The following is a 21778-nucleotide window of genomic DNA, read 5'->3' on the forward strand; positions in this document are numbered from 1 at the left end:
ATAAAGTAGTTTGACTATATAGCTTACGTGTACGAAATAATGCTTTTGACCATGAAAATTTAAAAATCGGAATTGATGAAGCCCACGCTTTGGGTAAAAAGTTTTATGTTGTGGTGAATATCCAGCCACATAACAGCAAATTAAAAAACTTTATTCGTGATCTTGAACCGATTGTGGCTATGCAGCCAGATGCTTTGATTATGTCTGATCCCGGCTTAATTATGATGGTACGTGAGCATTTTCCAGAAATGCAAATTCATCTATCGGTTCAAGCCAACGCTATTAACTGGGCCACTGTTAAATTTTGGAAAGACTACGGCCTAAGCCGTGTGATTTTATCTCGTGAATTATCTTTAGAAGAAATAGAAGAAATCCAGCAACATGTGCCAGATATTGAACTCGAAGTTTTTGTAAATGGCGCTCTATGCATGGCCTACTCAGGCCGCTGTTTACTTTCTGGATATATGAACAAGCGTGATGCCAACCAAGGTGCTTGTACCAATGCTTGCCGTTGGGACTATAAACTGCATGAAGCCCAAGAAGATTTAAACGGCGATGTAATTCCAGTCACTCAGCTAAATACACCAGAAAAGTCTTGCTGCTCATCAGGACAATCAGAAACAACCTCGGTTCAAACTTTACTCGTACAACGTAATGATGAAGAAATGTTTGCTGCCGAAGAAGATGAACACGGCACCTATTTTATGAACTCCAAAGATTTACGTGCGGTACAGCATGTAGATCGTTTAACAAAAATGGGTATCGCCTCACTCAAGATTGAAGGCCGTACTAAATCCTATTTTTACTGTGCCCGTACTGCTCAAATTTATCGAAAAGCCATTGATGATGCATTAGCAGGTAAACCTTTCGACCCAAGCTTAATGACTCAACTCGAAGGGTTGGCAAATCGCGGTTATACCGAAGGCTTTTTAAGACGGCATGTGCATAGCGAATATCAAAACTATGCTGACGGATCATCACATTTCGACTACCAACAATTTTGTGGAGAGGTTGTAGAACGTCACGGCGATTATATTCGCATTGAGGTTAAAAACCGCTTTGTGGTTGGTGACTCACTTGAGCTGATGACGCCTCAAGGCAATATCCCCTTTAACTTAACCGAAATGCGCGATTTAAAAGGCAACACAATTACAGATGCTAAAGGTTCTGGGCATTTTGTTGAAATTCCGCTCTCACAAGATGTTGATATCAGTTATGCCGTACTCATACGCAATTTGCCGCATGCCAAGGAAAACATTACTGCTTCTACATTAGCTTACTCAGCGAGTTAAACATGGCACTTTTGATTACGAGTGACTGCATCAATTGTGATATGTGCTTACCAGAATGCCCCAATACGGCTATTTTTGAAGGCAACAAAGTTTATGAAATCGATCCACTTCGTTGTACAGAATGTGTAGGTTTTTATGATGCACCAACATGTAAGGAGGTTTGTCCAATCGATTGCATTAAACAAGACCCTGCGCATATTGAAAACAAAGAACAATTATTAGAGAAATTTAAAGGCCTGAATTTAATTGGCTCATTCTCTTTTTAAAACCATTTAGAGGATCAAGTTAAAATCGCTGATCCTCTTTTTATGACTATGCTGACCAGCTATTAAATAAACGAAGAAATGGTTTAGAGCATATTGCTAGTGATAAAATCAATTTATCAGTTTAGTTCCATTTACTGGTACTTTTGTACCAAAAAAATTGAACAATCGTTAAAACTGTTCAAACTATATCAACATCTCATGTAGATTGATTAAAACCCTTTCTGGCGCAGCTTCCCATGTCTTATCTTTATTTAGCAATTGCGATTGCTTGTGAAGTTATTGCAACTTCAGCATTAAAAGCATCTCAAGGTTTTACTGTTCCAATTCCGTCTATTATTACGGTTGTGGGTTATGCAGTTGCTTTTTATTTATTATCTCTTACGCTCAAAACAATTCCGATCGGGATTGCCTATGCCATTTGGTCAGGCGCAGGTATTATTTTAATTTCTGCAATTGGCTGGATATTTTACAAACAGCATTTAGACTTGGCTGCCTGTATTGGTTTAGCTTTAATGATCGCAGGTATTGTGATTATTAATGTGTTTTCTAAAAACACCCATCTATAAAATATAATAAAAAGCAACCGAGTATGCTGAGAAGCCTTTTAAAAAATTTCATCATACTCGGTATCAGCAGCTTATTTTAAACTGCCCGTCAAAAATTGCTTTAAACGTTCACTTTTCGGGTTATTGAGTACTTCATCAGGATGGCCCTGTTCCTCAATTTTCCCTTGATGCAAAAAAATCACCTGATTAGATACATGACGCGCGAAGCCCATTTCATGTGTCACTACAATCATGGTACGTCCTTCTTCAGCCAAACCCTGCATTACTTTTAGTACTTCACCTACCAACTCTGGGTCAAGCGCACTGGTAGGTTCGTCAAACAACATCACTTCCGGTTCCATAGCCAAAGCACGAGCAATCGCTACACGTTGTTGCTGACCACCAGATAAAAATGCCGGATATTTACTTTCAACGCTTTCAGGTAATCCCACTTTACGTAAATATTTGCGCGCACGTTCTTCCGCTTCAGAACGCTTTACTCCAAGTACATGGATTGGCCCTTCAATGACATTTTCCAGTACTGTCATGTGAGACCATAAATTAAAGTGCTGAAATACCATCATCAGCTGGGTACGCATTTTTTGTAGTTGCTTTGGTTCAACCACTTTTAAATTGCCTTTTTTATCAAAGACCGTGCGTAATTTTTCACCATTGAGCTTAATCGTGCCATTGCTCGGTTGTTCTAAAAAGTTGATACAACGCAGCAAGGTACTTTTACCTGAACCAGATGAACCAATAATACTAATTACATCACCGGCATTTGCATCAAGTGATATTCCTTTAAGTACCTCATGATCGCCGAATGTCTTATGTAAATCGCGAATCACTAGTTTTGCAACCTGTTCCATTTATGTCTCCTAATGATTCGATGGCTTTAAAAATGCCAACCAACGTTTTTCCAACTTACGAAATATCCAAATCAAAATAAAAGCCAACACCGCATACAACACCGCAGCAATTCCAAAAGCACTGAAAGTGTCATAGGTTGCCGCATTCACATCACGCGCAATTTTTAAAATGTCGGGAACTGTTGCTGTAAATGCAATGGTTGTGGCATGCAACATTAAAATGACTTCATTGCCGTAAAACGGCAAAGCACGGCGTAACATCGACGGAATGATAATACGTGTGTAGAGTTTCCATTTTGACATACCAAAAGCTTGGGCAGCTTCAATCTCACCATGTGGAATAGATCGAATTGCTCCAGCGAAGATTTCAGTGGTATATGCACCAGTATTGAGCGCGAATGCCAAAATGGTGCAATTTATGCCCTCTCGAAAAAATGCATCGAGTGTCTGATGCTCGTGGACATAATCAAAGCTATAAATACCCGAGTAAATAATCAGTAGTTGGATGTACAGTGGTGTGCCACGAAAAACATAGGTAAACAACCAAACTGGACCACGCAACCAGATATTTTCTGATACTCGTGCAAGTGATAAAGGCACAGCAAGCACAAACCCAATACCAATAGAAAGCACTAATAACCAAGCAGTCATCGCGACACCAGTCATTTGTAGGCCATCGGTCCAAAGGTATGACTGCCAATATTGTTGAAGGATTTCAATCATAATTGTCCCTTCCTCACACCAGCAGAATAATGACGTTCAAGCCATATTAAAATCAGGTTCGACACTGTGGTAATTGCCAAATAAATGGCAGCAGCGACTATGCTGAAAAAGAACAGTTGCATGGTACTTCTACCCGCATCTTGCGTAATTTTTACAATATCAGTCAAGCCAATAATGGAAACCAGTGCGGTCGCCTTAATCAAAACTTGCCAGTTGTTACCAATGCCGGGCAATGCAAAACGCATCATTTGAGGGAATAATACACGGTGAAAAACCTGCCACGGCGTCATCCCATAGGCCATTGCTGCTTCAATTTGTCCCCTTGGAACTGATTGAAATGCACCACGAAAGGTCTCGGTAAAATATGCACCATAAATGAACGCTAAAGTAATCACACCAGCTACAAATGGGTTGATATCAATTTGGTCCATTTGCAGTGCTTCAGTAATTTGGTTTAAGCCCAACTGCAAGCTATAAAATAACAACAGCATAATCACCAAGTCAGGCACACTACGGATGAGCGTGGTATAGGCGGTTGCAATATAACGTAAGGCTTTAATATTAGAGAGTTTTGAACTCGCACCAATTAAGCCAATAATGACAGAAAGCAAGAGTGATAACAGCGCAAGCTGTATGGTCATCCATGTTCCGCTAAGAAGGAGTGGCCCATAGCCAGAAAAAGACATGACTCATCTTCTCCTTAAAAACAATATCTAATATTGATGAGATGAGAATAGATTTAAAAATGTCGGCACTCAGCCGACATTTTTCACATCATTAGTAAATGCTAAAAGAGAAGTATTTTTTCTCGAGTTTCTTGTATGTGCCATCCGCAATGATTGCAGCGAGTGCCTTGTCAATATTCGCTTTCAAGTCTGCATCTTCTTTACGTAAACCGATAGCCGCACCTACACCCAATGTTTTGACATCAACCACATTGCCACCAGCAAAAGCGAAGTTTTTGCCTTTTGGTTGTTTTAAGAAAGCGCCATCAACCATGATTGCATCTTGTAAAGTTGCATCCAAACGACCAGACATCATGTCTTGGTAAATCAAATCTTGAGTTGGATAAGGGACAACACTTACACCTTTTGGAGCCCAATAAGTTTTAGCGTAAGTTTCTTGAATTGTGCCCTGCTGTACACCGACATGCTTACCTTTTAATGAAGTAGGTGTTGGTAATAACGGCGAACCTTTTTTTGCAACCATACGCGTTGGCGTGTTGTAGATTTTGCTACTAAATAAAATTTGTTTTGCACGTTCATCAGTAACAGTCATTGATGAAAGAATGCCATCAAATTTTTTCGCTTTAAGTGCGGGAATCATCCCGTCAAAAGAGTTTTCAACCCAAACACATTTGGCTTTGAGTTTTGCACAAATAGCATTACCCAAATCAACATCAAAACCAGTTAACTTGCCATCTGGTGTTTTATATTCAAACGGCGCATAAGACGACTCAGTACCAAAACGAATCACCTTCCAATCCTTTGCTTGGACATTCGTCGCAACAGCAGCCAGAACTAAGGTTGTTGAAACGAATATTTTTTTCATAAAGCTTGCCATCTTGAAGCTTCTCCTTAAAACACAAATAAGGTGATAAAAACTTGAGTATTTCGAACTTACTCATCTGCTGAAATAACAGCAATTTCTATACCATAAGTTAAGGATTTATGAAGATGTCTAAGCAATGATCTGTATTGACGGATTAAATGTTGAAAAATCAATCAAATTTTAAGATTAAGTTTTGAGCGTATAAGCTTCAGCAATATTATGCTGCTCGACCAAAGTACGAATTGTATATTCATGACCAGTTTCTTTATCACAGGCAAATTCACATTTCTGGTCGAAAGGTAAAGCTGTACCGCCAAGTAATGGACAGCCTGCGAAAAGTTCAGCGACCCAATCTACAAACACTTTTACTTTAAGCGATAAATGACGGTTTTGAAGATAAACTGCTGAAATCGGCATCGGCGCTGGCGTCCACTGAGGCAATACCTCTTTTAATAAACCTGATTCTAAATGATTGGTGAGCATATAACGTGGGCCTTGAATTATACCAAAACCTTGCAAAGCCAAGTCGATATAAGCATCACCGTCATTTACCGAAACACGTCCACGTACTGACACACTTTTAATTAAATCATCAACCACAAAGTCCCAATCGAAGTTGCGTCCGGTACGGCTTGAAAAGAAGTGAATCGCTTTATGATTTTTTTGCAAATCTTCAATTGAGGTAGGTTCGCCATATTTTTCTAAATAAATCGGTGAAGCAGCTGTTGCACACTGGAAAGTTCCGATACGACGCGCAATTAAGCTTGAATCTTTTAATTCACCCACCCGAATTGCACAATCAACCGCTTCTCCAACCAAGTCTACAGGTCGGTCGTTCAGACCAATCACTAAATCAATATCAGGATAGCGTGCATGAAAATCGCGGAGCCTTGGAATTAAAATTAAACGTCCAATCGATACAGGCACATCAATACGAAGCTGACCTCTTGGCCCCCGCTCTGCATCATGAAAAGAAGATTCAATATCGGCAACATCCGCTAAAATACGGGCTGTCCGATCATAATATACGGCGCCATCCGGTGTGAGACTAATTTTTCGTGTTGTCCGATTAAGCAATCGAACTTGTAAATGCTTCTCTAAAGCCTGAATGGTTGTAGTCACAGAAGCACGCGGTAAACCCAAACTATCAGCTGCTAAACTGAAACTATTTGTTTCAACAACTTTGTTGAATACTCTCATGGCATGAAATAGATCCACACGCACACTCCTATTAATGCATTTTCTAGTGCAAACACATCAATTGTTATAAAAATACGAATAGTGTTATCAAATTTAATATATTTATTCGTGATTGACAAACTTTTATGCTCCGTCCATTCCATAAACCCTGTTTCTCCCATACGGACCATAACTAAAAGTCTGAAAACAGGTATCCAAATAACTAGGAGCACCTCATGTCATTTTCCCGCAAACAGTTTGCACTGTCTGCCATCTTTGTCGCTATTTTAGCAACCGGTGGCAGTTTTATGTTGTTACATGAAAATGCCGATGCAAAAGCTGCACCAACCACTGCCCAACAAGCTGCTACTGTTGATGTAGCCCCAGTAGTAAGCAAAACCATTACCGATTGGCAAGAATATTCCGGTCGTTTAGAAGCAATTGATCAAGTTGATATTCGGCCTCAAGTTTCAGGAAAACTCATTGCCGTACATTTCAAAGATGGAAGCCTCGTTAAAAAAGGTGATTTACTTTTCACAATCGACCCTCGTCCTTTTGAAGCAGAACTGAACCGTGCAAAAGCCCAGCTTGCTTCAGCTGAAGCACAGGTAACATATACCGCAAGCAATCTTTCGCGTATTCAACGTCTCATTCAGAGTAATGCTGTTTCTCGCCAAGAACTGGATTTAGCCGAAAATGATGCACGTTCAGCGAATGCTAACCTACAAGCCGCTAGAGCTGCTGTCCAATCTGCACGTTTAAATCTAGAATACACCCGTATTACAGCACCTGTCAGCGGCCGGATTTCACGAGCTGAAGTGACCGTGGGTAATGTCGTCTCTGCAGGTAATGGCGCACAGGTTTTAACAAGTTTAGTGTCTGTATCACGCCTATACGCATCTTTCGATGTTGATGAACAAACTTACCTGAAATATATCAGTAATCAGCGTAATTCAGCACAAGTACCTGTCTATATGGGACTTGCCAATGAAACAGGCTTTACTCGCGAAGGTACAATCAACTCAATCGACAACAACCTGAATACAACCTCAGGTACGATCCGTGTTCGCGCAACTTTTGACAATCCAAACGGTGTTTTATTACCAGGCCTATATGCACGAATTCGTTTAGGTGGAGGCCAACCTCGCCCAGCGATTCTGATTAGTCCAACCGCGGTTGGTGTCGACCAAGATAAACGTTTTGTCGTAGTAGTGGATGCGAAAAATCAAACTGCTTACCGCGAAGTAAAACTCGGTGCCCAACAAGATGGCTTGCAAATCGTAAATAGTGGATTACAAGCGGGTGATCGTATTGTAGTGAATGGTTTACAACGGATTCGTCCGGGTGACCCTGTTACACCGCATCTCGTTCCTATGCCAAATTCACAAATCACTGCTAGCGCTACTCCTCCTCAACCTCAGCCAACAGATAAAACATCAACTCCGGCAAAAGGTTAATCACATATGAATATTTCTAAATTTTTTATTGATCGGCCGATCTTTGCTGGTGTGCTATCAGTCTTGATTTTACTCGCCGGTCTCCTTTCGGTATTTCAGTTACCGATTTCTGAATATCCCGAGGTTGTTCCACCATCTGTGGTGGTACGTGCCCAATATCCGGGTGCAAACCCAAAAGTGATTGCTGAAACGGTTGCTTCTCCGCTCGAAGAGTCAATCAACGGCGTCGAAGACATGCTGTATATGCAATCTCAAGCAAACAGCGACGGTAACCTAACCATTACGGTGAACTTTAAGCTCGGTATCGACCCAGACAAAGCCCAACAATTGGTTCAAAACCGTGTATCTCAGGCCATGCCTCGTTTACCGGAAGATGTACAGCGTTTAGGTGTAACCACACTAAAAAGCTCGCCTACTTTAACCATGGTGGTGCATCTAACCTCCCCAGATAATCGCTATGACATGACCTACTTACGTAACTATGCGGTGCTCAACGTAAAAGACCGTTTGGCACGTTTACAGGGTGTAGGTGAAGTCGGTTTATTTGGTTCTGGTGACTACGCAATGCGCGTATGGCTCGACCCGCAAAAAGTAGCGCAGCGTAACCTCACCGCGACCGAAATTGTGAATGCAATCCGTGAACAAAATATTCAGGTTGCAGCGGGTACAATCGGTGCCTCACCAAGTAATTCACCTTTACAGCTTTCAGTCAATGCTCAAGGCCGCTTAACGACTGAACAAGAATTTGCAGATATCATTTTAAAAACTGCCCCTGATGGCGCGGTTACCCGATTGGGTGATGTTGCACGTGTTGAACTTGCAGCCTCTCAATACGGCTTACGTTCATTACTTGATAATAAACAAGCTGTCGCAATTCCAATTTTCCAAGCTCCGGGTGCGAATGCTTTACAAGTTTCCGATCAAGTGCGTAGCACGATGAAGGAGCTTTCAAAAGATTTTCCATCTTCAATTAAATACGACATTGTTTATGACCCGACTCAATTCGTACGTGCCAGTATTAAAGCGGTCGTTCACACCTTACTTGAAGCAATTGCACTGGTTGTTGTGGTCGTTATTTTATTCTTACAAACATGGCGTGCCTCAATCATTCCATTGCTTGCCGTACCAGTTTCAATTATTGGTACATTCGCGCTCATGCTCGCTTTTGGTTACTCAATCAATGCGCTATCACTGTTCGGGATGGTGCTTGCCATCGGGATTGTGGTCGATGACGCGATTGTGGTCGTCGAAAATGTCGAGAGGAATATTGAAGCGGGCTTAAACCCAAGGGAGGCGACTTACCGTGCCATGCGAGAAGTCAGTGGACCGATTATTGCCATTGCTTTAACACTTGTTGCAGTATTCGTACCTCTTGCCTTTATGACAGGCTTAACTGGGCAATTCTATAAACAATTTGCCATGACCATTGCCATTTCAACGGTTATTTCGGCTTTTAACTCACTCACCCTATCTCCAGCTTTGACAGCGCTGTTACTTAAAGGACATGATGCTAAACCCGATGCCTTAACACGTATTATGAATCGTGTATTCGGTCGTTTCTTTGCACTGTTTAACCGTGTGTTTTCACGTGCTTCAGACCGTTATAGTCAAGGCGTCAGCCGTGTCATTTCCCATAAAGCTTCGGCAATGGGTGTCTATGCAGCACTTCTAGGTTTAACCGTTGGTATTTCCTATATTGTTCCGGGCGGTTTCGTTCCTGCTCAAGACAAACAATATTTGATTAGCTTTGCGCAGCTACCAAACGGCGCATCATTAGATCGTACCGAAGCAGTCATTCGTAAAATGAGTGATACTGCGCTTAAACAACCTGGTGTAGAAAGTGCGGTTGCCTTTCCTGGCCTATCAATTAACGGTTTCACCAATAGCTCGAGTGCCGGTATTGTCTTTGTGACTTTAAAGCCATTTGATGAACGTAAGGCAAAAGACTTATCTGCAAATGCAATTGCAGGTGCGCTCAACCAGAAATATTCAGCTATTCAAGATGCCTATATCGCGGTTTTCCCACCACCACCAGTGATGGGCTTAGGCACGATGGGCGGCTTTAAACTGCAACTTGAAGACCGAGGTGCCTTAGGCTATTCAGCCTTGAACGATGCTGCACAAAACTTTATGAAGGCAGCACAATCAGCCCCTGAACTTGGTCCAATGTTCTCAAGTTATCAAATTAACGTACCTCAACTAAATGTAGATCTGGACCGTGTAAAAGCTAAACAGCAAGGCGTTGCTGTGACAGATGTTTTCAACACTATGCAGATTTATTTAGGTTCTCAGTACGTTAACGACTTTAACCGTTTTGGACGTGTTTATCAGGTTCGTGCACAAGCCGATGCGCCTTTCCGTGCTAACCCTGAAGATATTTTGCAGCTTAAAACCCGTAATAGTGCCGGACAAATGGTGCCATTATCTTCATTGGTGAATGTAACTCAAACCTATGGTCCTGAAATGGTCGTTCGTTATAACGGTTACACATCAGCAGATATTAACGGCGGCCCTGCCCCAGGTTATTCATCTAGCCAAGCAGAAGCTGCGGTTGAACGTATTGCTGCACAAACTCTACCGCGTGGTATCAAGTTTGAATGGACAGATTTAACTTACCAAAAAATCTTGGCTGGTAATGCTGGACTTTGGGTATTCCCTATTAGCGTATTACTCGTGTTCTTAGTATTAGCTGCTCAGTATGAAAGCTTAACCCTACCATTAGCAGTTATCTTAATTGTACCAATGGGAATCTTAGCGGCTCTGACAGGTGTCTGGTTGACAGCTGGAGATAACAACATCTTTACTCAAATCGGTCTAATGGTACTGGTCGGGCTAGCCTGTAAAAATGCCATCTTAATTGTCGAATTTGCGAGGGAACTTGAAATGCAAGGCGCGACTGCCTTTAAAGCAGCCGTTGAAGCAAGTCGTCTACGTTTACGCCCAATTTTAATGACCTCTATTGCATTTATTATGGGTGTAGTACCACTGGTTACTTCAACTGGCGCAGGTTCTGAAATGCGACATGCGATGGGTGTTGCCGTATTCTTCGGCATGATCGGTGTAACATTCTTTGGTTTATTCCTCACCCCGGCCTTTTACGTTCTGATTCGTACCCTCAACAGCAAACATAAACTGCATTCTGCGGCAGTTCATGAAGCGCCGTTAGCTAGCCCACACGATCATTAAGGAGGACATTTGGTGATTACATCAAAACAAAACTGGTTGTTGTCCTCACTCATGGGAAGCCTGCTCCTTGCAGGCTGCTCATTGGCCCCAGAATATCAACCTGCAAAAGTTATAGTGCCAGTCAAATTCAAAGAATCTGACCCCAAACTTGAAGATAATAACTGGAAGATTGCCCAACCTGCTGATCAGCAAACTCGTGGTGAATGGTGGCGCATTTACAATGATGCTCAACTGAATGAACTTGAACAGCAAGCTATCGCAGGCAACCAGAACCTAAAAGCGGTGGCAGCAAATATTCAGGCTTCACGTGCACTACGTTCGGCAGCTCAAGCTGAACGCTTACCAAGTATTGATGCCGGATTTGGGCCAACCCGCCAAAAGCCGTCTCCGGCTTCACTCGGTTTAGATGACAATGCACATACTTCGGCTCAAACCTTATGGCGAGCTCAAGCCAATGTTTCATATGAGCTCGATTTATTTGGTCGTGTAGCAAGTAGTGTCAACGCAGCAACAGCGGATCTACAGCAACAAGAGGCACTATATCAGTCGGCACTTTTAGCTCTACAAGCGGATGTAGCTCAAGGTTATTTTCTGATACGTCAACTTGATACCGAACAAGCAATTTATAACCGTACAATCAAATTATTAGGTGAAACACGAGATTTAATGCAGCTTCGTTTTAAAAACGGACTGGTCAGTGAATTAGATGTTTCTCGTGCACAAACCGAACTTGCTACCGCACAAACCACTGCCCTAAATATTGCTCGTAACAGAGCCAGTGCAGAACATGCGCTTGCAGTCTTATTAGGAAAACCACCAGCAGACTTTAACTTGGCAGTTCAACCTTTAACTGCAAATAGTATCCGTCTCCCTGCCGGTTTGCCGTCAACTTTACTTGAAAGACGACCCGACATTGCGGCTGCAGAGCGTGCAATGGCAGCAGATAATGCGCGTATTGGAATTGCTCGTGCAGCATTTTTCCCAAAACTCAGTCTTACAGGAGCTTTAGGTTATGAATCTTCAAGTTTAAGCGAGTTGGGCAAATGGTCGAGTCGGACTTTTTTACTAGGACCTGTCGCCGGTACTATTTTGTCGTTACCTTTATTTGATGGTGGACAACGTAAAGCAGGCGTTGCTCAAGCAAGAGCGGCTTATGAGGAAAGCGTCGCCAACTATAGACAAACTGTACTAAATGCATTTCGCGAAGTTGAAAATGGTTTATCTGATCAAAGAATTCTCGATCAGCAAATTCAGGCTCAAAACCAAGCACTCTCCTCTTCTCGTCATGCCAATCAACTTTCTCATTTACGTTATCGAGAAGGTGCTATTAGCTATCTTGATGTAATTGATTCTGACCGCACTATTTTGCAACAAGAACAATTAGCAGCTCAGCTGAAAGGTAGCCAAATCATTGCAAGCATCAATTTAATCCGTGCTTTAGGGGGCGGTTGGAGTAGTTAATAAAAAAAGCGCCTTACGGCGCTTTTTTATATACACAAATTATTTTGCATATACAGGGAATTTTGCACAAACAGCTTCAACTTTTGCTTTTACATCAGCAATAACTTTTTCGTCACCTTTGCTATCAATCACGTCAGCGATCCAACCAGCAAGTTCACGAACTTCAGCTTCACCAAAACCACGAGTTGTTACTGCCGGAGTACCGATACGGATACCAGAAGTCACAAATGGAGAACGTGGATCATTTGGAACTGAGTTTTTGTTCACAGTAATGTGAGCAGCACCTAACCAAGCGTCTGCATCTTTACCAGTTACGTCTTGTTTGATTAAAGATAACAAGAATAAGTGGTTGTCTGTACCACCAGAAACAACATCATAACCACGTGCGATGAATACTTCAGCCATTGCTTGAGCATTTTTCACAACTTGTTGTTGGTAAGCTTTAAAGTCGTCAGACATTGCTTCTTTGAAGCAGATTGCTTTAGCAGCAATCGCATGCATTAATGGACCACCTTGGTTACCAGGGAATACAGCTGATTGAAGTTTTTTCTCGATTTCTTCATTCGCTTTTGCAAGGATTAAACCAGAACGTGGACCACGAAGTGTTTTGTGAGTCGTCGTTGTTGTTACGTCAGCAATTTGAACTGGGTTTGGATATACACCAGCAGCAACAAGACCAGCAACGTGAGCCATATCAACAAAAAGGTAAGCACCAACTTTGTCCGCGATGTCACGGAAACGTTGCCAATCCACAACACGGCTATAAGCAGAGAAACCAGCAACGATCATACGTGGCTTGTGTTCCAATGCTAAACGTTCAACTTCTTCGTAATCAATCTCACCAGTTTCAGCATTTAGACCATACTGAACCGCATTATAAGTTTTACCAGAGAAGCTTACTTTTGCACCGTGAGTCAAGTGACCACCGTGAGCCAAGCTCATACCTAAAACTGTATCGCCCGGGTTAAGAAGCGCTAAATAAACAGCAGAGTTAGCTTGTGAGCCAGCGTGTGGTTGAACGTTTGCGTAATCTGCACCAAAAAGTTCTTTAGCACGGTCAATCGCCATTTGCTCAATAACATCTACAAATTCGCAACCGCCATAATAGCGTTTGCCAGGATAACCTTCTGCGTATTTGTTCGTAAGTTTTGATCCTTGCGCTTCCATTACCGCAGGAGAGCAATAGTTTTCAGATGCAATTAACTCGATATGTGCTTCTTGACGCTCATCTTCAGAAGCAATTGCTTGAGCTAATTCTGGATCAAATTCAGAAATGGAAATATTGGCAAACATTAGCGGGGGTCCTATAAATTAGGGCTTTTAAGCCGTGCTAAGATTGCGGCATATTGTAGCATGAACTTTATAATTAAACAGAATGAAGTTAGCTCAGTTTTAAATAAAAATGGCTCAAGTTTTATAAAAAATGAGCCATTGTTTATAAATCAATTAAAAAGCTCGTTTAAAGCTTATATTTTAAATTTATCCATCGTTAATTTTAGCTTACAATAATATTAAAAAGTCTTTAAATATCAATAACTCTACTGAGCTGCCAGTAAAGACTGAACATTTCCAACAATATTATCTACATTACTACTCATCGCCGTCCCATGATCCCAGTTACCCGTCACATAACTATTAATTTTAGTACCTACGACAGTGGCATTAGATATCAAGATATCCGTTGCTACTTTAGGTACTGTCGAATCTGCTAAACCCTGATAGATAATGATTGGTGTCGTAACTTTTACTTGTAACGGCTGCGAATCTTTATCTAAAAATGTTTTAACTAACGGTACAGCCATAAAGTTAGGCTGTGTGCGGGTATAACCGTCAAGTGTTCCATTATGTTCTGTAACATACTGAGTCATACCCGCTCCAAAGGCCTGTCCTAATGGTCCAGAACAAATTGTTTCCGCTTGTTGGGCAATACTTGAAATTTGTGGAGTAAATACTTGTGGATAATCAAAAGTGGGTTGTGTGTTGCGAATACCAGCTGTGACTAAAGCTGTATAAGTGTCAAGTTGAGCATACATTGAGATCTTTTTATCTAGAGTTGCATTCGCAACAGACTGCTCGCCTGCTATTAAAATAAAACCTAAATTAGAAGCAGGCGCTACGGCTACTGTACCTTTATATTCTAGTTGTGCACGGCTCGCATACTGTGCAGCTCCTAATGCAGCATGCCCACCTTGAGAATGACCTACAGTGACCCATTTTTTCGAAGTTAATAAATTACGTTGAGATAAATAGTTACGCGCTGCAACCACTGCATCGGTAATTGAAAAAGCCTCACTTTTAACATTTAAGAAAGGATGTATACCTGGGGTACCCAAACCTTCATAATCAGGTGCCACAACAACATAACCTGCTGCTAATAATTTACTAATTAAATCTTTTGTACTGTCTGCTAAAGCTGCTTTACTTGGTGCACATACATCTGCCACACCCGTAGTGCCATGCGCCCAGACTACAATGGGCCAACCGCCGACTGGTGGTGGAGTGTTTGGTGTAAACACTAGACTTGTTGCCTGCACTTCTTGTCCACTTTGACCTAACATTTTATAAGTTAAAATACTACTTTCTGCGGCAACTGATCCTAAGTTAGTACTTGTATAGGCTTCAACTTTAACAACTGGATTTTGAATATTATTGGTTGGAGTTCCGGATGGATTAGTAGTAGCTGGACCATCATCACTACTTCCGCCTCCACAAGCGACTAAAAATAAACTCGTACTAAGAACGCTCGTCATTAACAGTTTCATTTTCATTGGTATATCTTCCCTTAAATTCCATTTTTGTTGTGCTTTAGTTTTTTAATCAACATTCTCTAATGTCTTAAAAACAATTACGCCTAATCTTAATTTTCCGCAAGTTCTATTCGACAAAATCAATCCCTGAAAAATTCTATTTTTGATATAAATTGTCGTTCTCACCACTTTCAGCCTCACTTCAGGTTTTAAAGTGCGAGGCCAACTGTTAACATTCTTGATTACTCGTAATTGTTTAAAGGGCCGGATATGCAAGCCATTATTTTAGATACAGAAACACATACACTAAATGGTTTGCCTATTGAAATTGCATATGCCCCAATTGAAATTAATGCAGGCAAGCTCACCTTAGATAAAAGCAAATTGTTTGATCAACTTTATCAAGTTGGGACCCCTATCTCTTACGCGGCTATGGCAGTACACCATATATTAGAATCGGATTTAGAAAATCAGCCCCACTATAAAACTTTTAAATTGCCAGACACTACAACTTATATTATTGGCCACAATATTGATTATGATATTGCCGCGATTGCACGTTGCGGTGTAGATGTTTCTCATATCAAACCGATTTGTACGCTAGCTTTAGCACGCAAAACCTGGCCTGATGCAGAAGCGCATAATATCTCAGCACTGATCTATATGATTTCTCAAGGCAGTAGTAAAGCTCGAGAATTACTCAAAGGCGCGCACCGTGCCGATGCGGATATTATTTTAACTGCCAATATCTTGATGCATATTGTCTATCATTTAAATATTCAAGACATTGAAGAGTTGTACCGAGTTTCTGAAGAAGCACGTATTCCCACAACAATTAACTTTGGCAAGCATAAAGGTACAGCTATTGCTGAACTCCCTAAAGACTATATTCAATGGCTATTGCGCCAAGACGAGCTGGATGTTTACCTACGTAAAGCATTAGAAAGTGCATTTTAACGGCCTAAATAGATGATATTCATAAATTCTTCATCATATTGTCATTTTTGAGTTTTATCGTTAGCCCCATTTATATTTTATTAAGAACAGTACTGTTTGATAGAAAAAATCAAACAGGCTGCTTCATTTTTATATTGGGGAAAAATGATGGCTGGTTTTTATCGAACCAATTTGGGAAGAGTCGCGCTTCAACAACGTAATATTGCTTTAAATGCCAAACAAAGACGTTTACTTCTATTAATTGATCATGAAGATTTTCAAAGTCTCAATACCGAGTTTAAAAAACGTATTGCTCCACCAGAACTCATTCAACAACTTATTGACTTAAAGCTTATTGCTCCTATTAGCGAAAACAATTCAGAATTTACTGAACAAATAGCTCTCTCAGAATCACCTACCACGGGTTTAGAAGTAAAAGTGCAACAAAAAAGCACTATAGATGTAAATGAAAGTACCGATCTGACTAGAGAAATTAAAGTTTCTCTAGAACCATCATGCCATTCTTCAAATATTGAAAATACTCAGCCACCAATTCCTGTTCAACAACTTACTTTTGAAGAAATACAACTATTAATGAAACAAAGCTTAAGCCAATACTGTGGACTTATGGCCAAACCACTTATTCAAAAAATAGAACAAATTAAAAATCTTCAAGAACTAAAAATGTGCCAAATGCAATGGATTACCAGTTTGCAAGAGTCAAGGATTCCCCCTCATGAGCTGGCGCATACGCTTCACTCTATTAATTATTCAATTCAGCTCATTCAGCAAAAGAACTAAAACATAACAAGCTGCTGTTTAATTAAGCATTAAATTCACTTGGTACGTATTTCGTGCTTTACCTGCAAGTGTTTTTTTCCTATGATGTGCCCCACACATGCGCTCGTAGCTCAGTTGGATAGAGTACAGGTTTCCGAAGCCTGGGGTCGTGGGTTCGATCCCCGCCGAGCGCACCATTTTATATATAATAACTTCATAAATTTATCTCAATTTTATAAAATTCCGACTATTTTACTTGGTTTATTAATCATTATCGCTCAAAATATACCCCTCTTTCATAATGTGAGAATTTCATGACTGATGCTTTGGTTTTAAGAGATTTGTCCAAAACATATCGTAATGGTTTTCAGGCGTTAAAAGGTATTAACCTCACTGTGCCTGAAGGTGAATTTTATGCGTTGTTAGGTCCAAATGGCGCCGGCAAATCAACAACCATTGGTATTATCAGCTCCCTCACGAAAAAGACCTCAGGAACAGTTGAGATTTTTGGACATAATCTCGATACTCATCCATCCTTGGCAAAACAGCAGCTTGGCGTTGTCCCTCAGGAATTTAACTTTGGGCAGTTTGAAAAAGCATTTGATATTTTAGTAACGCAAGCTGGTTATTACGGTATCCATAGAAAGATTGCAGAAAAGCGTGCAGAACATTATTTAGAAAAACTGGGCCTATGGGAAAAACGTAATATACAAGCACGTATGCTGTCAGGTGGTATGAAACGCCGTCTTATGATTGCCCGTGCCATGATGCATGAACCCAAACTTCTTATTTTAGATGAGCCTACTGCGGGTGTAGATATTGAGTTACGCCGCTCTATGTGGGATTTTCTGACCGAAATGAACGAAAACGGTACTTCTATTATTTTAACGACACATTATCTCGAAGAAGCAGAAATGTTGTGTCGTCAAATTGCCATCATTGACCGTGGTGTCATTAAAGAAGATACCAGCATGAAAAGTTTCTTAAACCAGCTGAGTGAAGAGTCTTTTATTTTTGATTTGGCTGAACCTATTGCCCCACTCCAGCTCAATATTATTGGTGTGAAGTTCAATTTAATTGATAGTAGTACTTTAGAAGTAACAATGGATAAAGCACATACATTAAATGATTTATTCCAACTTTTAGAGTCACAAGGTATTCGTGTTCGCAGCATGCGAAATAAATCGAATCGTCTTGAAGAGCTATTTGTCAAAATGGTCGAGAAAAATCTTGAAGGAGCGGCAAAATGAACTTTAACCAACTGCAAATTGCCCTCTGGACTCTAGTTCGTAAAGAAGTACGCCGATTTCTACGCATTTGGCCACAAACCTTATTACCACCTGCAATTACCATGAGTTTGTACTTTGTCATTTTCGGTAATTTAGTTGGCTCACGTATTGGTGACATGGGTGGCGTAAGTTACATGCAATTTATTGTACCTGGCCTCATCATGATGGCTGTCATTACCAACAGTTATGCCAATGTATCATCGAGTTTCTTTAGTGTGAAATTTCAAAAAAGCATTGAAGAGCTGATTATGAGCCCTGTACCTCTGCATATTATTTTGTGGGGCTATGTTATTGGTGGTATTTGTCGAGGTGTCTTGGTTGGTGCAATCGTTACCGCGATGAGTATGTTTTTTACTGATCTTTTTCTCCATAACTGGTTCGTAACTATATATACAGTATTAATTACATCCGTTTTATTTTCTTTAGGCGGTTTTATTAATGCAGTCTATGCAAAATCATTTGATGATATTTCTATTATTCCAACATTTGTACTTACTCCACTTACCTATTTAGGTGGTGTGTTTTATGCCATTAGTGCACTTGGTCCTTTTTGGCAAAAACTTTCTTTAATTAATCCTATTGTTTATATGGTAAATGCTTTCCGTTTCGGCATTTTAGGTCATAGTGACGTGAACGTTTCGTTCTCTTTAATCATTGTGACATTATGCTGTGCTGTACTTTACGGAATTGCTTATTATTTACTTGCTCGTGGTTCAGGAATGCGTGAATGAGTGTCGAACAGTCTTTATTGGGTAAAGAAACCCAATATCCAACTAGCTATCAACCCGATGTGTTATTTCCAATTGCACGTGCTCAATCTCGTGAAAAATATGCTCATATCGAAGGTATAACCCAAGGTAAAGATTGGTGGCACGTTTTCGAAATTTCTTGGTTGAATGCTCATGGTATTCCACAGGTTGCTATCGGCAGAATTACACTGCCAGCTTCTTCACCGAATTTGATTGAATCAAAGTCATTAAAACTTTATTTCAATAGTCTTAACTTCACTCAGTTTGACTCTACACAGTCATTCATTGAAACAGTTGAAAAAGATCTATCTGCTGCGGCAGGTGCAAAAGTTGAATTAACCCTATTTCAAGTAGATGATTTAGAGATTTCTAAACCTCAAGGGATCTGTATTGATAATCTTATGCCAGAGCGTTTAGAACAACATCCTGATGCTACTCTCTTAAAACTTGATGAGTCAGGTGAAGAAATCGAAGTTGAACTGTATTCTCATCTTTTGAGAAGTAACTGCCCAGTCACGGGCCAGCCGGATTGGGGGACAGTTTTTATTCGTTTTAAGGGCAAAAAACCTTGTTATCGTAGTCTTTTAGCCTATATTATTTCGTACCGTCAGCATAACGGTTTCCACGAACAATGTGTCGAACAAATCTTTGCCGATATTTGGCAAAATTTGCAACCTGAAAAGCTGATGGTTTATGCAACTTATACTCGCCGCGGTGGACTTGATATCAATCCTTGCCGAGTATCGGATCTTACATGGATGCCAAAACCGATTCGATTGGCACGACAATAAAACGAATAATTTGAGGATACACCATGCCGTTTTTTGGTTTTACCCCTTCTGAAGGCTTATTGAATGATATACAGACTGGAATTGCGAATAAAAATTCTAGTGAACCGTTATATCCACTTCGAGACAAAATCGCTTTACAACTCAATGAAGAAATTATTGAAAATGTACTTACTCAGTTAGTACAACATTTCCCAGCGAGTGAAAAAAGAGATACCGCCGAAAAACTAGCTGGTTATGTCAAATCAACAGTTGCCGTGCTTTTAAAGCAATTACTCAGCAAAGCGCCAAACGATGTGGTTAAACAGTCAGTTGAGTTTTCAGAGAAAAGCTTATTTAAAGATCCGCAAGGCCAATATAAAGTTGGCGTAGCTTTAGATGCTGGCCTAGTTACCAACTTGAAGCATAATTTTGCCGAGCTTCAAGCGGGTAATGATATTAATAAAGCAGCATTAGCAGAACTATATAAACAGTTCGGTGATGCTATGGTGAGACATTTTATGTCTGACTTTAATAAAACATTAGATTTAGGCATGATTAAGCGTAAAGCAGCCGATATTGGCGCTGCTGCTGTAACTAAAGCAGTTCATATTGCGATCGACAAACTCATTCCAAGTTTAAATCGCACTGAACTAAAAGCGATGGCTGAATATCATGATGGACTATTCTTTAACTAATAAAAAATAGTCTATCGGAAACCTGGTGAGAGCCAGGTTTTTTTATTGCAAAATATTGATATACATTGTCATAAATCAGGTTTATGTTAGCATGCGCCAAGCACTGATTGACCTTTAGTTAAAGCCGCATGTCTCCTAGTCCACAATATAAATTTTTACGCCAAGCTCCTCGAGATGGCCTTAGTACTGCCATGCAACCTTCGCGCTGGCAGCAGCTTCATATTGACCCTTGGTTATGCCTATTTTTATTCCTAAATGCATTGTTAGGTTTAACGGTACTTTATAGTGCATCTGCACAAGATGTGGGACTCGTCAGTAAACAGGCCATGAGCTTTGGTATCGGCTTTCTGGTCATGATTAGCCTAGCGCAAATTCCACCCAAGGTTTATCAAGCTTTTTCACCTTATTTTTATTTATTTGGCCTGTTTTCCTTAATTGGCGTTATGGTTTTTGGTGAAGTTCGCATGGGTGCGCAGCGCTGGATCGATATTCCGGGGTTCGGGAGTGTTCAACCCAGCGAATTTATGAAAATTGGCATGCCAATGATGGTTGCATGGTTTTTAGCTCGCAAACCTCTTCCTCCTAGCTTCTCGCAGGTTATTTTGTCTTTAATGTTAATTGGTGTTCCATTTTTACTTATTGCAGAACAGCCTGACCTAGGAACATCACTATTAGTATTAGCAAGTGGGATTTTTGTACTGTTCTTAAGTGGGTTATCTTGGCGCATGATCGGTGCAGCAGCAGCTTGTGCAGCTATTGTGATTCCAATTGCATGGGAATTCCTTTTACACGACTATCAACGTCAACGGGTATTAACATTGCTTGACCCGGAAGCGGATGCTTTAGGAACAGGCTGGAACATTATTCAGTCCAAAACAGCAATCGGTTCTGGTGGGTTCTCAGGGAAAGGTTTCCTCGAAGGTACTCAATCACATTTACACTTCTTACCAGAAGGCCATACTGACTTTATTATTGCTGCTTACTCAGAAGAATTCGGTTTAATTGGTGTACTTATATTAGTAATTCTTTATTCAGCCATTATTTTTAGAACATTTCAAATCGGTTTACAGAGCTTTCACAATTATGGCCGATTAGTGGCTGGCGCGTTTGGTTTGTCTTTTTTTGTTTATGTATTTGTAAACGCAGGAATGGTCAGTGGTATTTTACCTGTAGTAGGTGTTCCCTTACCTTTTATGAGTTATGGCGGTACCGCTATTATTACTTTAATGGCCACTTTTGGTTTAGTCATGTCTATTCATACACATCGATAATCTGGAATTTAA

Annotated in this window: 20 protein-coding genes, 1 tRNA gene and 1 pseudogene; 15 read left to right on the forward strand and 7 right to left on the reverse strand. The window is 40.6% G+C overall.

Going from position 1 to position 21778, the window contains the following annotated elements; all coding sequences use genetic code 11:
* Positions 1-17: 17 nt before the first annotated feature.
* The 3 genes and pseudogenes from yegQ to abeS all read left to right on the forward strand — a co-directional run.
* Positions 18-1292: pseudogene (yegQ, locus tag RFX69_RS10795) on the forward strand (tRNA 5-hydroxyuridine modification protein YegQ); the annotation flags it as partial.
* 2 nt (positions 1293-1294) lie between these two features.
* Complete coding sequence (locus RFX69_RS10800) at positions 1295-1558, forward strand: YfhL family 4Fe-4S dicluster ferredoxin (RefSeq protein WP_005131224.1); 264 nt, start codon at positions 1295-1297, stop codon at positions 1556-1558.
* 236 nt (positions 1559-1794) lie between these two features.
* Positions 1795-2124 (forward strand): multidrug efflux SMR transporter AbeS, encoded by a 330-nt coding sequence (gene abeS, locus RFX69_RS10805; RefSeq protein ID WP_000121131.1) that lies wholly within the window; start codon positions 1795-1797, stop codon positions 2122-2124.
* Positions 2125-2195: 71 nt separating this feature from the next.
* On the opposite strand, the gene RFX69_RS10810 is transcribed toward abeS, so the two are convergent.
* From RFX69_RS10810 to adeL, 5 genes are all read right to left on the reverse strand, one after another.
* Positions 2196-2972 (reverse strand): ABC transporter ATP-binding protein, encoded by a 777-nt coding sequence (locus tag RFX69_RS10810; RefSeq protein ID WP_000438618.1) that lies wholly within the window; start codon positions 2970-2972, stop codon positions 2196-2198.
* A 9-nt stretch (positions 2973-2981) separates the two neighbouring features.
* Positions 2982-3695: an ABC transporter permease gene (locus RFX69_RS10815; protein ID WP_032033322.1), complete on the reverse strand. Its 714-nt coding sequence runs from the start codon at positions 3693-3695 to the stop codon at positions 2982-2984.
* The gene (locus RFX69_RS10820) at positions 3692-4381 is read right to left on the reverse strand and encodes an ABC transporter permease (RefSeq protein WP_000010368.1); all 690 of its coding nucleotides are present in this window, start codon (positions 4379-4381) and stop codon (positions 3692-3694) included. The genes RFX69_RS10815 and RFX69_RS10820 overlap by 4 nt, the downstream gene beginning before the upstream one ends.
* Positions 4382-4472: 91 nt before the next feature.
* The gene (locus RFX69_RS10825) at positions 4473-5258 is read right to left on the reverse strand and encodes an ABC transporter substrate-binding protein (protein ID WP_271055790.1); all 786 of its coding nucleotides are present in this window, start codon (positions 5256-5258) and stop codon (positions 4473-4475) included.
* A 174-nt stretch (positions 5259-5432) separates the two neighbouring features.
* Entirely contained in the window at positions 5433-6464 is a 1032-nt protein-coding gene (gene adeL / locus RFX69_RS10830; protein WP_002000718.1) for a multidrug efflux transcriptional repressor AdeL, read from the reverse strand.
* A 197-nt stretch (positions 6465-6661) separates the two neighbouring features.
* On the opposite strand from adeL, the gene adeF reads away from it, so the two are divergent.
* Genes adeF through adeH form a run of 3 tightly spaced genes read left to right on the forward strand, consistent with a single transcriptional unit; the run spans position 6662 to position 12529 of the window.
* Positions 6662-7882, forward strand: coding sequence for a multidrug efflux RND transporter periplasmic adaptor subunit AdeF (adeF, locus tag RFX69_RS10835; RefSeq protein ID WP_032050923.1), 1221 nt, complete (start codon positions 6662-6664; stop codon positions 7880-7882).
* A 6-nt stretch (positions 7883-7888) separates the two neighbouring features.
* The gene (gene adeG / locus RFX69_RS10840) at positions 7889-11068 is read left to right on the forward strand and encodes a multidrug efflux RND transporter permease subunit AdeG (RefSeq protein ID WP_289332500.1); all 3180 of its coding nucleotides are present in this window, start codon (positions 7889-7891) and stop codon (positions 11066-11068) included.
* Between the two features lie 12 nt (positions 11069-11080).
* Positions 11081-12529 (forward strand): multidrug efflux RND transporter outer membrane subunit AdeH, encoded by a 1449-nt coding sequence (adeH, locus tag RFX69_RS10845; RefSeq protein ID WP_000633128.1) that lies wholly within the window; start codon positions 11081-11083, stop codon positions 12527-12529.
* A gap of 39 nt (positions 12530-12568) precedes the next feature.
* On the opposite strand, the gene glyA is transcribed toward adeH, so the two are convergent.
* Entirely contained in the window at positions 12569-13822 is a 1254-nt protein-coding gene (gene glyA / locus RFX69_RS10850; RefSeq protein ID WP_000457893.1) for a serine hydroxymethyltransferase, read from the reverse strand.
* 60 nt (positions 13823-13882) lie between these two features.
* Between glyA and RFX69_RS10855 the strand changes: the two genes are divergently transcribed.
* The gene (locus RFX69_RS10855) at positions 13883-14038 is read left to right on the forward strand and encodes a hypothetical protein (protein WP_002010476.1); all 156 of its coding nucleotides are present in this window, start codon (positions 13883-13885) and stop codon (positions 14036-14038) included.
* A gap of 29 nt (positions 14039-14067) precedes the next feature.
* Here the strand turns inward: RFX69_RS10855 and RFX69_RS10860 are convergent, their stop codons facing one another.
* The gene (locus tag RFX69_RS10860; RefSeq protein WP_000782587.1) at positions 14068-15297 is read right to left on the reverse strand and encodes an alpha/beta fold hydrolase; all 1230 of its coding nucleotides are present in this window, start codon (positions 15295-15297) and stop codon (positions 14068-14070) included.
* A gap of 249 nt (positions 15298-15546) precedes the next feature.
* On the opposite strand from RFX69_RS10860, the gene RFX69_RS10865 reads away from it, so the two are divergent.
* The 8 genes from RFX69_RS10865 to rodA all read left to right on the forward strand — a co-directional run bounded on the left by RFX69_RS10865 (position 15547) and on the right by rodA (position 21766).
* Entirely contained in the window at positions 15547-16233 is a 687-nt protein-coding gene (locus RFX69_RS10865) for a putative quorum-sensing-regulated virulence factor (protein ID WP_001147935.1), read from the forward strand.
* Between the two features lie 144 nt (positions 16234-16377).
* Positions 16378-17013, forward strand: coding sequence for a hypothetical protein (locus tag RFX69_RS10870; protein WP_289332555.1), 636 nt, complete (start codon positions 16378-16380; stop codon positions 17011-17013).
* 99 nt (positions 17014-17112) lie between these two features.
* Positions 17113-17189, forward strand: a tRNA-Arg gene (locus RFX69_RS10875).
* A gap of 117 nt (positions 17190-17306) precedes the next feature.
* The gene (locus tag RFX69_RS10880; protein WP_000128669.1) at positions 17307-18242 is read left to right on the forward strand and encodes an ABC transporter ATP-binding protein; all 936 of its coding nucleotides are present in this window, start codon (positions 17307-17309) and stop codon (positions 18240-18242) included.
* A complete protein-coding gene (locus RFX69_RS10885; RefSeq protein WP_309169338.1) occupies positions 18239-19012 on the forward strand; it encodes an ABC transporter permease in 774 nt (257 codons plus the stop codon). Before RFX69_RS10880 ends, RFX69_RS10885 begins: the two co-directional genes overlap by 4 nt.
* Complete coding sequence (gene queF / locus RFX69_RS10890) at positions 19009-19821, forward strand: NADPH-dependent 7-cyano-7-deazaguanine reductase QueF (protein WP_005128247.1); 813 nt, start codon at positions 19009-19011, stop codon at positions 19819-19821. Before RFX69_RS10885 ends, queF begins: the two co-directional genes overlap by 4 nt.
* A gap of 23 nt (positions 19822-19844) precedes the next feature.
* Complete coding sequence (locus tag RFX69_RS10895) at positions 19845-20495, forward strand: hypothetical protein (protein ID WP_001115740.1); 651 nt, start codon at positions 19845-19847, stop codon at positions 20493-20495.
* 128 nt (positions 20496-20623) lie between these two features.
* Positions 20624-21766: a rod shape-determining protein RodA gene (rodA, locus tag RFX69_RS10900; RefSeq protein ID WP_000075224.1), complete on the forward strand. Its 1143-nt coding sequence runs from the start codon at positions 20624-20626 to the stop codon at positions 21764-21766.
* Positions 21767-21778 lie beyond the last annotated feature (12 nt).

The organism is Acinetobacter sp. 148 (assembly GCF_031196675.1).
Classification (GTDB): Bacteria; Pseudomonadota; Gammaproteobacteria; order Pseudomonadales; family Moraxellaceae; genus Acinetobacter; species Acinetobacter baumannii.